At 71.2% G+C, this 14242-nt stretch carries 12 protein-coding genes; 4 read left to right on the plus strand and 8 right to left on the minus strand.

Annotation, left to right across the window (positions count from 1 at the left end; all coding sequences use genetic code 11):
* Positions 1-17: 17 nt before the first annotated feature.
* From ESG85_RS25170 to ESG85_RS25180, 3 genes are read right to left on the minus strand one after another with little or no spacing between them, the layout of a single operon-like run.
* Positions 18-779 carry an amino acid ABC transporter ATP-binding protein gene (locus ESG85_RS25170; RefSeq protein WP_128983065.1) on the minus strand — a complete coding sequence of 254 codons (762 nt, stop codon included), beginning with the start codon at positions 777-779 and terminating at the stop codon, positions 18-20.
* Positions 776-1678, minus strand: a complete 903-nt coding sequence (locus tag ESG85_RS25175; RefSeq protein WP_128983067.1) for an amino acid ABC transporter permease — start codon at positions 1676-1678, stop codon at positions 776-778. The genes ESG85_RS25170 and ESG85_RS25175 overlap by 4 nt, the downstream gene beginning before the upstream one ends.
* Entirely contained in the window at positions 1678-2625 is a 948-nt protein-coding gene (locus ESG85_RS25180; protein ID WP_128983069.1) for an ABC transporter substrate-binding protein, read from the minus strand. Before ESG85_RS25180 ends, ESG85_RS25175 begins: the two co-directional genes overlap by 1 nt.
* A gap of 272 nt (positions 2626-2897) precedes the next feature.
* Here ESG85_RS25180 and ESG85_RS25185 point away from each other — a divergent pair, with 272 nt between their 5' ends.
* From ESG85_RS25185 to ESG85_RS25200, 4 genes are all read left to right on the plus strand, one after another.
* Positions 2898-3662: a sugar isomerase domain-containing protein gene (locus ESG85_RS25185; protein ID WP_128983071.1), complete on the plus strand. Its 765-nt coding sequence runs from the start codon at positions 2898-2900 to the stop codon at positions 3660-3662.
* Between the two features lie 82 nt (positions 3663-3744).
* Positions 3745-5460 (plus strand): glucose-6-phosphate isomerase, encoded by a 1716-nt coding sequence (gene pgi, locus ESG85_RS25190; protein ID WP_246095273.1) that lies wholly within the window; start codon positions 3745-3747, stop codon positions 5458-5460.
* Positions 5461-5485: 25 nt separating this feature from the next.
* Positions 5486-5986: a PH domain-containing protein gene (locus tag ESG85_RS25195; RefSeq protein ID WP_246095272.1), complete on the plus strand. Its 501-nt coding sequence runs from the start codon at positions 5486-5488 to the stop codon at positions 5984-5986.
* Positions 5983-7521: a PH domain-containing protein gene (locus tag ESG85_RS25200; RefSeq protein ID WP_128983073.1), complete on the plus strand. Its 1539-nt coding sequence runs from the start codon at positions 5983-5985 to the stop codon at positions 7519-7521. The genes ESG85_RS25195 and ESG85_RS25200 overlap by 4 nt, the downstream gene beginning before the upstream one ends.
* Before the next feature lie 40 nt (positions 7522-7561).
* Here the strand turns inward: ESG85_RS25200 and pgl are convergent, their stop codons facing one another.
* Genes pgl through tkt form a run of 5 tightly spaced genes read right to left on the minus strand, consistent with a single transcriptional unit; the run spans position 7562 to position 14225 of the window.
* Positions 7562-8368 carry a 6-phosphogluconolactonase gene (gene pgl / locus ESG85_RS25205; protein WP_128983075.1) on the minus strand — a complete coding sequence of 269 codons (807 nt, stop codon included), beginning with the start codon at positions 8366-8368 and terminating at the stop codon, positions 7562-7564.
* On the minus strand, positions 8365-9438 hold the full coding sequence (gene opcA / locus ESG85_RS25210; protein WP_128983078.1) for a glucose-6-phosphate dehydrogenase assembly protein OpcA: 1074 nt from the start codon (positions 9436-9438) through the stop codon (positions 8365-8367). The genes pgl and opcA overlap by 4 nt, the downstream gene beginning before the upstream one ends.
* Positions 9435-10967 (minus strand): glucose-6-phosphate dehydrogenase, encoded by a 1533-nt coding sequence (gene zwf, locus ESG85_RS25215; protein WP_128983080.1) that lies wholly within the window; start codon positions 10965-10967, stop codon positions 9435-9437. The genes opcA and zwf overlap by 4 nt, the downstream gene beginning before the upstream one ends.
* Positions 10968-10972: 5 nt before the next feature.
* The gene (tal, locus tag ESG85_RS25220) at positions 10973-12091 is read right to left on the minus strand and encodes a transaldolase (protein WP_128983082.1); all 1119 of its coding nucleotides are present in this window, start codon (positions 12089-12091) and stop codon (positions 10973-10975) included.
* A 46-nt stretch (positions 12092-12137) separates the two neighbouring features.
* Positions 12138-14225: a transketolase gene (tkt, locus tag ESG85_RS25225; protein WP_128977694.1), complete on the minus strand. Its 2088-nt coding sequence runs from the start codon at positions 14223-14225 to the stop codon at positions 12138-12140.
* Positions 14226-14242 lie beyond the last annotated feature (17 nt).

Here is a 14242-nt window from a genome sequence, read left to right on the forward strand (position 1 = left end):
CGTGTCTTCTCCGTGTCTTACAGGACCTTGGAGAGGAAGGCCTTGGTGCGGTCGTGCTGGGGGTTGGTGAGGACGTCGCGGGGGTGGCCGGATTCGACGACGACGCCGCCGTCCATGAAGACGAGGTTGTCGCCGACCTCGCGGGCGAAGCCCATTTCGTGGGTGACGACGATCATTGTCATGCCGTCCTCGGCGAGCTGGCGCATGACATCGAGGACGTCGCCGACCAGTTCGGGGTCGAGGGCGGAGGTGGGCTCGTCGAAGAGCATGAGCTTGGGCTGCATGGCGAGTGCGCGGGCGATGGCGACGCGCTGTTGCTGGCCGCCGGAGAGCTGGGAGGGGTAGTTGCCCATGCGGTCGCGCAGGCCGACCCGGTCGAGGAGTCGCTCGGCGCGTTCCCGGGCGACGGCCTTGGACTCGCCCTTCACCTGGATCGGTGCCTCCATGACGTTGGCGAGGGCGGTCATGTGGGGGAAGAGGTTGAAGCGCTGGAAGACCATGCCGATGTCGCGGCGCTGGGCTGCGACCTCGCTGTCCTTGAGCTCGTAGAGCTTGTCGCCCTTCTGGCGGTAGCCGACGAGCTGGCCGTCGACGGACAGGCGTCCGCCGTCGATGCGCTCGAGGTGGTTGATGCAGCGCAGGAAGGTGGACTTGCCGGAGCCGGAGGGGCCGACCAGGCAGAACACCTCGCCGTTCTGCACCTCCAGGTCGATGCCCCGCAGGATGTGCGCCGCGCCGTAGGACTTGTGGACGCCTTCGGCCCTGACCATGGCGGTCACCGGGGCACCTCCGGGCGGCGGAGCGTCGACAGGGTGGCCCTGACCTTCTGCCACGGGGTCGGCGGCAGGTTCCTGATGGCCCCGCGGGCGTAGTACCGCTCCAGGTAGAACTGGCCGACGCTGAGGAGCGAGGTCAGGACCAGGTACCAGACGGCGGCGAGGAACAGCATCTCCACGGGCGAGCCGGAGGTCTGGCCGATGTCCTGGGCGTACCGCAGGAGTTCGTAGTACTGCACGGCCGCCACCAGCGAGGTCGTCTTCAGCATGTTGATGACCTCGTTGCCCGTCGGCGGCACGATGACCCGCATGGCCTGCGGGATCACGATGCGGCGCAGCGTGGCGCCGTGCCGCATGCCGAGCGCGTGCGCGGCCTCGGTCTGGCCCTCGTCGACCGCCAGCAGGCCGGCCCGGCAGATCTCCGCCATGTAGGCGGCCTCGTTGAGGCCGAGGCCGAGCAGCGCCGTGAGGAACGGCGTCATGAAGTCGGACCACTCGTCCTGGTAGACGGGAGGGAGGTTGATGTAGTCGAAGACCAGTCCCAGGTTGAACCAGACGAGCAGCTGGACGTAGACCGGGGTGCCGCGGAAGAACCAGATGTAGAACCAGGCGACGGACGCGGTCACCGGGTTCCTGGACAGGCGCATCACGGCGAGGACGGTGCCGCCGGCCACGCCGATGAGCATGGAGAGCACGGTGAGCACGAGCGTCTCGCGCACGCCCTCCATGATGCGGTCGTCGAAGAGGTACTCCGGGATGGCTCCCCAGTTGATCTCGCCGCGCGCGAAGGCGGAGACGATCGCCCCGAACAGGGCGAGGACCACGACGGCGGCGGCGTACCGGCCGTAGTGGCGGACCGGGACGGCCCGCATCTCCGCGCGGGGTATGCCGGTGTCCTTCATCAGACGCCGCCGTTGACGACGGCCTTGGTGACGGCGCCGCCCCGGGCGCCCCACTTGTCCACGATCTTCGCGTACTGCCCGTTGGCGATGATCGCGTCGAGGGCCGCGGCGATCGCGTCCCGCAGCCGGGTGTCCTTCTTCGCGACGGCGATGCCGTACGGCGCCGCGTTCGTCTGCTCGCCGACCAGGGCGAAGTCCTGGCCTCCGCCCGAGGTCTTGACGGCGTAGGCGGCGGCCGGGAAGTCCGAGCACCCGACGTCCACGCCCTTGCTGCGGACCCGGGTCTGGGCCTGTGCGTCGGTGTCGTAGGCCTCGATGGCGATCGCCGGGCCGCCGCCCTCGGCGCACGCGCCGTCCCTGGACTTGAGCAGGTCGTGGGCGACGCTGCCGCGCTGGACGGCGACGGTCTTCCCGCACAGGTCGTCCCAGCCCCTGACGGATCCGGCGTGCGCCTTGCGGGCGTAGAGGGAGACGCCGGCGGAGAAGTAGTCGACGAAGTCCAGGCCCTCGCCGACCTTCTTGCCGGTGACCGCGTCGATTCCCTCCTGCCGGGCCTTGGTGTCGTTCATCGCCGACATGATGACGTCGTAGCGGTCGGCGCGCAGTCCGCTCACGAGGGTGTCGAAGGTGCCGTTCTCGAAGCGGAACTCCACCCCGAGCTGATCGCCGAGGGCCTGGGCGATGTCCGGGTCGAGCCCGACGGTCTCGCCCGAGCCGTCCTTGAACTCCACTGGCGGGAAGGCGATGTCGGAGCCGACGCGGACGAAGCCGGCGGCGCGGATGTCCGCGGGGAGGCGGTCGCTCAGCGGGGCGGCGGCGGACCCGCCCGGCGTGCCGCCGCCCGCCGTGGTGGCGTCCCGCTGGTCGCCGCAGGCGCTCGTGGCGGTGAGGGCGGCGGACGCGAGTAAGAGGGCCGTGGTACGGCGAAGGGAAGTGCGCACGGTCATGTCGATATCTCCAGAGCTGGTCGAGCAGGGAGTAAAGAACAGGAAAGGTGCGGGTGTTGCGGGTGGGACGCGAGCAACCTAGTCCACGCCGCCGACGATCAACCAGGGTCCCTTGACGCGCCCTCACCACTGCTGGTTCATTGAACCGAGTCATAGGGCAATACTCGGTTCAGTCAATCAGAGGCCCGTTGCCGAGCCCCGCCCCGCGCCGAGCCCGCCCCGCGCCGAGCCCGCCGCGGGGCTCGGCCGGCAGTCGACCGGAGGAGTTCCCGATGTCCCGCATCACCCTGGGTGCCGACCGGTTCGCGGACGTCGCCCGGACCGCCGTCGATCGCGTCGTCGCCGCGAACGAGGACGCCGTCGCCGCCGCCGCGCGGCTCTTCGCGGACTGCGTCGCCGCCGACGGGGTGATCCACGCCTTCGGCACCGGGCACTCGCAGGCCGCCGCGCTCGAAGTGGCCGGACGGGCCGGGGGGTTGGTGCCGACCAGCCGGATCTCGCTCGCCGACCTCGTGCTGCGCGGCGGCGAGGACCCGGCGGTCCTCCGGGACCCGCTGCTCGAACGCGCCCCGGGACTCGCCGACCGGCTCTACGCGCTGGCCACGCCCCGTCCCCAGGACCTGTTCGTCGTCATCTCCCACTCCGGCGTCAACAACGCGGTCGTCGACCTGGCCCTCAAGGTCACCGGAGCCGGCCACCCGCTGGTCGCCCTGACCTCCCTGGAACACACCCGTGCCGTGCCCGCCCTGCACCCGAGCGGCAGGCGGCTCGCCGACCTCGCCGACGCCGTCCTCGACAACGGCGCGCCCACCGGCGACGCCGTGCTGCCGCTGCCCGACGGCGCCGCGCTGTGCGGCATCTCCACCCTCACCTCGTCCCTGCTCGTGCAGATGACGGTCGCCGAGGCCGTCGCCCTGCTCCTCGCCGAAGGGCACGAACCGCCCGTCTACGTCTCCGCCAACATCCCCGGCGGCCACGAGCGCAACGCGCTCCTGGAGGAGCGCTACGCGGGACGGCTCCACCGCGGCGGTCACTGAACGCGTTTCGCACACCGGATCAATTAGGTTGGAGGGCAGCGGGGCACACACGCAGCAAGACGAGGAATGGGCGATGTCCGAGATGAACGAGAAGCACAGCAGTGCGCGAAGCGTTCCGCAGACGGGTGGTGACGGGCGAGGGGCGGGCCGTACGAGGCTCCATCGGCTGCCCGAGTGGACGGCCCTCGGCAAGCACCGTGAGCAGCTGGGCGACACCCACCTGCGCGACCTGTTCGCCGCCGACCCCGAGCGCGGCAGCACGCACACCCTGCGGGTCGGCGACCTGTATCTGGACTACTCCAAGCAGCTGGTGACCGACGAGACGCTGGCGCTGCTGCGCGACCTCGCCGCCGCCGCCGGCGTCGCCGAGCTGCGCGACGCCATGTTCCGCGGCGAGAAGATCAACAACACCGAGGACCGCGCCGTCCTGCACACCGCGCTGCGCGCCCCGCGCGACGCGGTGATCGAGGTCGACGGCGAGAACGTGGTCCCCGAGGTCCACGCCGTCCTCGACAAGATGGCCGCCTTCGCCGACAAGGTCCGCGCAGGCGACTGGACCGGCCACACCGGCAAGCCGGTCAGGAACATCGTCAACATCGGCATCGGCGGCTCCGACCTCGGCCCCGCGATGGCCTTCGAGGCGCTGCGCTCCTACACCCGGCGCGACCTGACGTTCCGTTTCGTCTCCAACGTCGACGGCGCCGACCTCCACGAGGCCGTCCGCGACCTCGACGCGGAGGAGACCCTCTTCATCGTCGCCTCGAAGACCTTCACCACCATCGAGACGATCACCAACGCCACCTCCGCCCGCGACTGGCTCCTCGGCGAGCTGAAGGCAGGCCAGGAGGCCGTCGCCAAGCACTTCGTGGCCCTGTCGACCAATGCCGGGAAGGTCGAGGACTTCGGCATCGACACCACGAACATGTTCGAGTTCTGGGACTGGGTCGGCGGCCGCTACTCGTACGACTCCGCCATCGGCCTCTCCCTGATGATCGCCATCGGCCCGGACCGCTTCCGCGAGATGCTCGACGGCTTCCACCTCGTCGACGAGCACTTCCGCACCGCCCCGCCCGAGGAGAACGCGCCGCTCCTGCTCGGCCTCCTCGGCATCTGGTACGGCGCCTTCTTCGACGCCCAGTCGCACGCCGTCCTGCCGTACTCCCACTACCTGTCGAAGTTCACCGCCTACCTCCAGCAGCTCGACATGGAGTCCAACGGCAAGTCCGTCACGCGCGACGGACAGCCCGTCGACTGGCAGACCGGACCGGTCGTCTGGGGCACCCCCGGCACCAACGGACAGCACGCCTACTACCAGCTGATCCACCAGGGCACCAAGGTCATCCCGGCCGACTTCATCGGCTTCGCGAAGCCCGTCGACGACCTGCTGCCCGGCCTGGTCGCCCAGCACGACCTGCTCATGGCCAACTTCCTCGCCCAGACCCAGGCCCTCGCCTTCGGCAAGACACCCGAGGAGGTACGGGCCGAGGGCGTGTCCGAGGAGCTCGTCCCGCACAAGACCTTCCGGGGCAACCACCCCACCACGACGATCCTCGCCGACGCCCTCACCCCGTCCGTGCTCGGCCAGCTCGTCGCCCTCTACGAGCACAAGGTCTTCGTCCAGGGCGCCGTCTGGAACATCGACTCCTTCGACCAGTGGGGCGTCGAGCTCGGCAAGGTCCTCGCCAAGAAGATCGAGCCGGTGCTCACCGGCGGCGAGAACGCCGAGGGCGCCGACCGGCTCGACAGCTCCACCGCGGGACTCGTCGCCGTCTACCGCTCGCTGCGCGGCCGGAACTGACCCGGTGACACGGGGGGAGAACGCGGTGACCGAGCCGCGCGAGGTGAGGCTGCGCCCGCCGAGGAACGCCGTCGACCGGCGGGCGGTCGGCTGGTGGCGGACGCGGTCGCTGATCGCCACCGCCGTCCCGGTGACCGTCCTGGCCGTGGTCGGCGCACTCGTCGCACCCGCCACGGCCTGGCTCCTCACGGCGGCCGGGGCGGTCGCCGTCCTCGGCCTCGGCTGCACCGCGTTCTTCCCCGCCTGGTGGTTCCGCGTGCACCGCTGGGAGGTCACCGACGACGCCGTCTACGTCCGTACCGGCGCCCTGTGGCAGGAGTGGCGGATCGCCCCCATGTCGCGGATCCAGACCGTCGACACCGTGCGAGGCCCGCTGGAGCGGGCCTTCCGGCTCGCCACGGTGACCGTCACCACCGCCTCCTCCAAGGGCGCCATCCGCGTCGAGGGCCTCGACCACCAGCTGGCCGCCGACCTCGCCGAACGGCTCACCGCGATCACCCGGGCCACCCCCGGGGACGCCACGTGACCGCCCCCGGGGACACCGGCCCGCACCAGGACTGGCGGCGCCTCGCGCCCCGCACCGTCCTCGCCGGCGCCGCCGTCCTGTGCGGCATCGCCGGCGGCGCCGCGCTGCCCGCCTTCCTCAGCCTCACCTCCGGCTCACGCCCGGCGTGGCAGGCCGCCGCCTGGGTGCTCGCCGGGGCCGTCCTGCTCGTCGGCGGCGGCGCCGCGGCCGACTGGATCCGGCTGCGCCGCACCCGCTACCGCGTCGGCACCGAGCGGATCGACCTCCACACCGGACTGCTCGTCGTCACCCGCCGCTCGCTCGCCCGCGAACGCGTCCGCAGCGTCGACCTCACGGCCAACCCCCTCGAACGCCTCCTCGGCCTGGTCAAGGTCAGGATCGGCACCGGGGAACACACCGACGGCGAGTCCACCCTCGAACTCGACCTGGTCACCAGGAGCGAAGGCGAACACCTCCGCCGCACCCTGCTCGCCCGCCCCGCCGGCACGGCCGGGGACACCGCCCACGACGGCGTCCTCGCCACCCTCGACCCGCGCTGGATCCGCTACGCCCCGGTCTCCTTCGTCGCCCCGCTGCTCGGCGGCGCGGCGGCCGGCGCCGTCATGCAGGTCAGCGACTGGTTCGGCGCCCAGGACGAGGTCATCCACTGGATAGGCGACCGCCTCGAGGGCGTCCCGCTGCCCTGGATCATCGCCGAACTGGTGCTGCTCGCCACCGCCGCCGGCGTGATCGGCGCACTCGGCCTGTGGATCGAGACGTGGTCCCACTACCGCCTGGAGCGCGAGCCCGGCGGCACCCTGAGGGTCCGCCGCGGCCTGCTCACCGCCCGCTCGGTCTCCCTGGAGGAGCGACGGCTGCGCGGCGTCGAACTCGTCGAGCCCCTCGGCGTACGGCTGTTCCGCGCCGCCCGCGTCGACGCCGTGGCCACCGGCCTCGCCCAGGACGACGACGACAAGCACGGAGACCTCAAGAACCTGCTGCCGCCCGCGCCCAGGGCCGTGGCCGACCGGGTCGCCGCCCGGGTGCTGCGCGAGGCCGAACCGCCCACCGGGACGCCCCTGGAGGCCCATCCCCGCGCAGCGCGCACCCGGCGGCTGCGCCGGGCCCTGGGGTGCGCGCTCGGCCCGGCGGCCGTCCTCGCCGCCCTGGGCGCCTGGCTCACCCCCGTGCTGCTCTACCTCGCGGGCGGCGTCGCCGTCGTCCTCACCCCGCTCGCGCTGCTCCTCGCCCGCGACGCCTACCGCAGTCTCGGACACGGCGTCAGCGGCGCGTACCTGGTCACCCGTTCGGGCAGCGTCCGCCGCTCCACGGTCGCCCTCCGGCGCGCCGGAGTCATCGGCTGGACCGTCCGGCAGTCCTGGTTCCAGCGGCGGGCCGGCCTCCTCACGCTCAGTGCCACGACCGCCGCCGGCGAGGGCGCGTACGACGTCCTCGACGCGGGCGAGAGCCAGGGCCTCACCTTCGCCGCCGAAGCCGTACCGGGCCTGCTCACGCCCTTCCTGGAAACGACCGGGGCCCCGCCCACCGAACGGTGAACGGGGCCCCGGTGACGCGCGATCGGGCGTGGACCGACGCTCAGGCGGAGGACGGCGGATACAGGTCGCGCGGCAGCTCCGACGCGGCCGCCGCGTCCAGCAGCCACAGCGTCCGCGAACGCCCGTAGGCGCCCGCCGCCGGAGCCTGCACCTCGCCCGCGCCGGACAGCGCGACGGCCGCGGCCTTCGCCTTGTCCGCGCCGGCCGCGAGCAGCCAGACCTCCTGCGCGGCCCGGATCGCCGGAAGCGTCAGCGACACCCGGGTCGGCGGCGGCTTCGGCGCGCCGTGCACACCCACCACCGTCCGCTCGGTCTCGCGCACCGCCGGCAGCTCCGGGAACAGCGAGGCCACGTGCGTGTCCGGGCCGACGCCCAGCATCAGCACGTCGAAGCTCGGCACCCGCCCGCCCGCGGCGCCTGCCGCTGACCGATGCGTGCCGTGACCCGCCGCGGCGGCGAGCTCCGCCGCGTAGGCCGCGGCCGCGGCCTCCACGTCGGAGCCGTACGGGCCGTCCGAGGCCGGCATCGCGTGCACCCGGGCCGGGTCCACGGGAACGCTGTCGAGCAGCGCCTCGCGGGCCTGGGTGACGTTGCGCTCCGGATCGCCCTCGGGCAGGTAGCGCTCGTCGCCCCACCACAGGTCGAGCCGCGACCAGTCGACCGCGTCCCGGGCGGGCGCCGCACGCAGCGCCGCCAGCAGACCGTTGCCGTTGCGGCCGCCGGTGAGGACCACCGAGGCGGAGCCGCGGGCGGCCTGGGCGTCCACGATCTTCGTGATCAGCCGGGCCGCGGCGGCCTCGGCCATCAGCTCCTTGTCGCGGTGGACGACCAGCTGAGGGGTGCTCACCTGGCCGCCGCCTTCCGGCCCGAGGCCTTCTTCGCGGCCCGCTTCGGGGTCTCCTCCGCCGGGGAGGCATCCCCGGCCGCGGCGGCCTCCTGCCCGGCCGCGACGGCCTCGGCGGCCTGCGGCTCGGGCGCGGTCGTCGCCGCCTCCTCGTCGAGCCGCTCCAGGCCGTACCGCAGCGCCGACGCGTAGGTGTCGTCCGGGTCGAGCCGGCGCAGCTCCTCCGCGATCAGCTCGGCGGTGTCGCGGCGCTTGAGCGCCACGGCCCGGTCGGGCTGGCCCTGGATGGAGAGCGTGGCGAGCGAGCCGTCGGGCCGGTCGAGCACGATCGGGCCCGCGTCGGTCTCCATCCGTACGGACGTCAGGCCGGGGCCCGACGACTTGGAGCGCCGCACCGGCACCTTCAGCCGGTCCGCGAGCCACATGGCGAGCAGCTCGACGCTCGGGTTGAACTCCTCGCCCTCGACCTCGGCCGAGGTGACCTTGCAGGCCACCTGGTCGAGCGCGGCGGCCAGCATCGAACGCCACGGCGTGATGCGGGTCCAAGACAGGTCGGTGTCGCCCGGGGTGTACGCGTCCGCGCGGTCGGTCAGCTCCTGGATGGGCTGCTCGGCGGCGTACGTGTCGGTGACCCGGCGCTGGGCGAGCGCGCCCAGCGGGTCGTTCGCCGGGTCGGTCGGCGAGTTCACCGGCCACCAGACGACGACGGGTGCGTCCGGCAGGAGCAGCGGCAGCACCACCGACTGGGCGTGGTCGACGACCTCGCCGTAGAGCCGGAGCACGACCGTCTCACCGGTGCTGGCGTCGGCGCCGAGGCGGACCTCGGCGTCGAGCCGTGCCTTGCTGCGGTCCCGCGGTCCCCGCGAGACCCGCTTGATGACGACGAGGGTCCGCGAGGGGTGCTCGCGGGACGCCTCGTTGGCCGCCTTCAGCGCGTCGTAGGCGTTCTCCTCGTCGGTGACGATGACGAGGGTGAGCACCATGCCGACGGCCGGGGTGCCGATGGCCCGCCGCCCGAGCACCAGCGCCTTGTTGATCTTGGAGGACGTGGTGTCCGTCAGGTCGGTCTTCATGGCCGGCGCCAGCTCCTGCCGTCTCGTGCGAGCATCTCGTCCGCCTCGACCGGACCCCAGGTCCCGGACTGGTACTGCGCGGGCTTGCCGTGCCCGTCCCAGAACCGCTCGATCGGGTCGAGGATCTTCCAGGACAGCTCGACCTCCTCCACCCGCGGGAAGAGGTTGGAGTCGCCGAGCAGGACGTCGAGGATGAGCCGCTCGTAGGCCTCCGGGCTGGACTCGGTGAAGGACTCGCCGTAGGCGAAGTCCATCGACACGTCCCGCACCTCCATCTGCGTGCCCGGCACCTTGGAGCCGAAGCGCACGGTGACGCCCTCGTCCGGCTGGACCCGGATGACGAGCGCGTTCTGGCCGAGCTCCTCCGTGGCGGTCTGGTCGAACGGGGAGTGCGGGGCGCGCTGGAAGACCACCGCGATCTCGGTGACGCGGCGGCCCAGCCGCTTGCCGGTGCGCAGGTAGAAGGGGACGCCCGCCCAGCGGCGGTTGTCGATGCCCAGCTTGATCGCCGCGTAGGTGTCGGTCTTCGACTGCGGGTCGATCCCGTCCTCCTCCAGGTAGCCGACGGCCTTCTCGCCGCCCTGCCACCCGGCCACGTACTGGCCGCGGACGGTGGACTCTGCCAGGTCCTTCGGCAGCTTCACCGCGCCGAGCACCTTGGTCTTCTCGGCGGCCAGCGCGTCGGCGTCGAAGGAGGCGGGCTCCTCCATCGCGGTCAGCGCCAGCAGCTGGAGCAGGTGGTTCTGGATGACGTCACGGGCGGCGCCGATGCCGTCGTAGTAGCCGGCGCGGCCGCCGATGCCGATGTCCTCGGCCATGGTGATCTGCACGTGGTCGACGTACGACCGGTTCCAGATCGGCTCGAAGAGCGTGTTGGCGAAGCGGAGCGCCAGGATGTTCTGGACGGTCTCCTTGCCGAGGTAGTGGTCGATGCGGAAGACCGCCTCGGGCGGGAAGACCTCGTGGACGACCTCGTTGAGCTCCTTGGCGGAGGCCAGGTCGTGCCCGAAGGGCTTCTCGATGACCGCGCGGCGCCAGGCGCCGTTCTTCTGGTCGGCCAGACCGTGCTTCTTGAGCTGCTGGACGACCAGGGGGAAGAACTTCGGCGGCACGGAGAGGTAGAAGGCGAAGTTGCCGCCCGTGCCCTGCGCCTTGTCCAGCTCCTCGATGGTGGCCTTCAGCTGCTCGAACGCGTCGTCGCTGTCGAAGTCGCCCTGGACGAAGCGCATCCCCTGGATCAGCTGCTGCCACACCTCCTCGCGGAACGGCGTGCGGGCGTGCTGCTTGACGGCGTCGTGGACCTCCTGGGCGAAGTCCTCGTCCTGCCACTCACGGCGGGCGAACCCGATGAGTGAGAAGCCCGGCGGCAGCAGACCACGGTTCGCGAGGTCGTACACCGCGGGCATCAGCTTCTTACGGGACAGGTCGCCCGTGACACCGAAGATCACCAGACCCGACGGCCCCGCGATGCGCGGGAGCCGTCGGTCTGCGGCGTCACGGAGCGGGTTGGCTCCGGTGACTGCGCTCAAGGTGATTACGCCTCCGAGGGTGCGCGGCGGGCGAGCTCCGCCTCGGTCGACTTGAGCAGGTCGTTCCAGGAGGCTTCGAACTTGTCGACGCCTTCGTTTTCGAGGAGTTGGACGACGTCGTCGTAGGAGATGCCGAGGGCGGCGATGTCGTCGAGGAGGGAGCGGGCTTCGTCGTAGGTGCCGTGGATGGTGTCGCCGGTGACCTCGCCGTGGTCGGCGGTGGCTTCCAGGGTGGCTTCGGGCATGGTGTTGACGGTGCCGGGGGCAACGAGGTCGACGACGTAGAGGGTGTCCTTGTAGGCGGGGTCCTTGACGCCGGTGGAGGCCCACAGCGGGCGCTGCTTGTTCGCCTGGGCCTTGTCCAGAGCACTCCAGCGGTCGGTGGAGAAGACCTCTTCGTAGGCCTGGTAGGCCAGGCGGGCGTTGGCGAGGGCGGCCTTGCCCTTGAGGGCCTTGGCCTCGTCGGTGTCCAGGGCGTCGAGGCGCTTGTCGATCTCGGTGTCCACGCGGGAGACGAAGAACGACGCCACCGAGTGGATCTTCGACAGGTCCAGGCCGCGTTCGCGGGCCTTTTCCAGGCCGGCGAGGTAGGCGTCCATGACGGCGCGGTAGCGCTCGAGGGAGAAGATCAGCGTGACGTTGACGCTGATGCCCAGGCCGATGACCTCGGTGATCGCCGGCAGGCCCGCCCGGGTGGCCGGGATCTTGATGAGGGTGTTGGGGCGGTCGACCAGCCAGGCCAGCTGCTTGGCCTCGGCGATGGTGGCGGCCGTGTCGTGCGCCAGACGGGGGTCGACCTCGATGGAGACCCGGCCGTCCTGGCCCTGCGTCGCGTCGAAGACCGGACGCAGGATGTCGGCGGCGTCCCTCACGTCCGCCGTCGTGATCATGCGGATGGCCTCGTCCACGGTCACCTTGCGGGCGGCGAGGTCGGCGAGCTGCTGCTCGTAGCCGTCACCGTGGCTGATGGCCTTCTGGAAGATGGACGGGTTCGTGGTCACGCCCACGACGTGGCTCTGGTCGATGAGCTCGGCCAGGTTGCCGGACGTGATCCGCTTGCGCGAAAGGTCGTCCAGCCAGATCGCGACGCCTTCGTCGGAGAGGCGCTTGAGAGCGTCTGTCATGAGAATTGCATCTCCATAGAGTCGTACGTATGCGCGCGTATGGGCGTCAGCGCGCGGAGGCGTCCAGGGATTCCCGGGCAGCGGCGACCACGGCCTCGGGAGTGAAACCGAACTCGCGGAAGAGGACCTTGGCGTCCGCGGAAGCACCGAAGTGCTCCAAAGAGACGATCCGGCCCGCATCCCCGACATACCGGTGCCAGGTCAGAGCGATACCGGCCTCCACCGCCACCCGCGCCTTCACCGACGGCGGCAGGACACCGTCCTTGTAGTCCTGGTCCTGCTCCTCGAACCACTCCACCGACGGCATCGACACCACACGAGTGGGCACACCCCGGGCTTGCAGCCGCTCACGGGCCTCCACGGCCAGGTGCACCTCGGAACCCGTCGCGATCAGCACCACCTGCGGCTCACCGCCCTCGGCGTCGAACAGCACATAGCCACCCCGGGCCGCGTCCTCGTTCGGCGCATAGGTCTGCACACCCTGACGGGTCAGCGCCAGACCCACCGGCCGGCCCTCGCCGTAGACCTTGGTGTGCCGGCGCATGATCTCGCGCCAGGCGATCGCCGTCTCGTTCGCATCAGCCGGACGGACCACCGCCAGACCCGGGATCGCGCGCAGCGAGGCCAGGTGCTCCACCGGCTGATGAGTCGGACCGTCCTCACCCAGACCGATCGAGTCATGCGTCCACACATAGGTGACCGGCAGGTGCATCAGCGCGGACAGCCGCACCGCGTTGCGCATGTAATCGGAGAACACCAGGAACGTGCCACCGTAGATGCGGGTATTGCCGTGCAGCGCGATGCCGTTCATCTCCGCGGCCATCGCGTGCTCACGGATACCGAAATGAATCGTCCGCCCGTACGGGTCCGCCTCCGGCAGCGGGTTGCCCTCGGGCAGGAACGAGGAACCCTTGTCGATCGTGGTGTTGTTCGAACCCGCCAGGTCCGCCGAACCACCCCACAGCTCCGGGATCACCGCACCCAGCGCCTGCAGCACCTTGCCCGACGCCGCACGCGTCGCCACACCCTTACCCGCCTCGAACACCGGGATCCTCGCCTCCCAGCCCTCGGGCAGCTCGTTGGCCTGGATCCGGTCGAACTCCGCCGCCCGCTCCGGATTCGCCGTGCGCCACTCCGCCAGCGACTTCTCCCACGCGGCACGCGCCTCACGGCCCCGCTCACCCAACGCGCGGGTATGGGCGATGACCTCACCGGCAACCTCGAAAGACCGCTCCGGATCGAAGCCCAGCACCCGCTTGGTGGCCGCGACCTCCTCCTCACCCAGGGCCGAGCCGTGCGCGGCCTCGGTGTTCTGCGCGTTCGGCGCCGGCCACGCGATGATCGAACGCATCGCGATGAACGACGGCCGCTCGGTCTCCGCCTCGGCAGCCCGGATCGCCGCGAACAGGGCGGCCGGGTCGAGGTCGCCGTTGGCCTGCGGCTCGACGCGCTGGACATGCCAGCCATACGCCTCGTACCGCTTCACCGTGTCCTCGGACACGGCCGTCTCGGTGTCACCCTCGATCGAAATGTGGTTGTCGTCCCACAACAGGATCAGATTCCCGAGCTTCTGGTGACCCGCCAGCGACGACGCCTCCGCGGAAATACCCTCCTGCAGACACCCGTCACCCGCGATCACGTACACGTGATGATCGAACGGAGAAGCGCCCCGCGGGGCCTCCGGATCGAACAGACCACGCTCGAAGCGGGCCGCCATCGCCATGCCCACCGCGTTCGCCACACCCTGGCCGAGCGGACCCGTCGTCGTCTCCACACCGGCCGTGTGCCCGTACTCCGGATGCCCCGGAGTCTTCGAACCCCACGTACGGAACGACTTCAGATCATCCAGCTCCAGACCGAAGCCACCCAGATAAAGCTGGGTGTACAGGGTCAGGGACGAGTGACCGGCGGAGAGAACGAACCGGTCACGGCCCACCCACTCCGGGTCGGCCGGATCATGCCGCATCACCTTCTGGAAAAGCGTGTACGCAGCAGGCGCCAGGCTCATCGCCGTACCGGGATGGCCATTGCCGACCTTCTGAACGGCGTCGGCAGCCAGGATGCGGGCGGTGTCCACGGCCCGCTGGTCCAGATCGGTCCACTCGAGGTCTGTGGTCGTCGGCTTAGTGCTCACCCTGAGTCAGGGCTCCT

The organism is Streptomyces roseicoloratus (genome assembly GCF_004117935.1).
Classification (GTDB): domain Bacteria; phylum Actinomycetota; class Actinomycetes; order Streptomycetales; family Streptomycetaceae; genus Streptomyces; species Streptomyces roseicoloratus.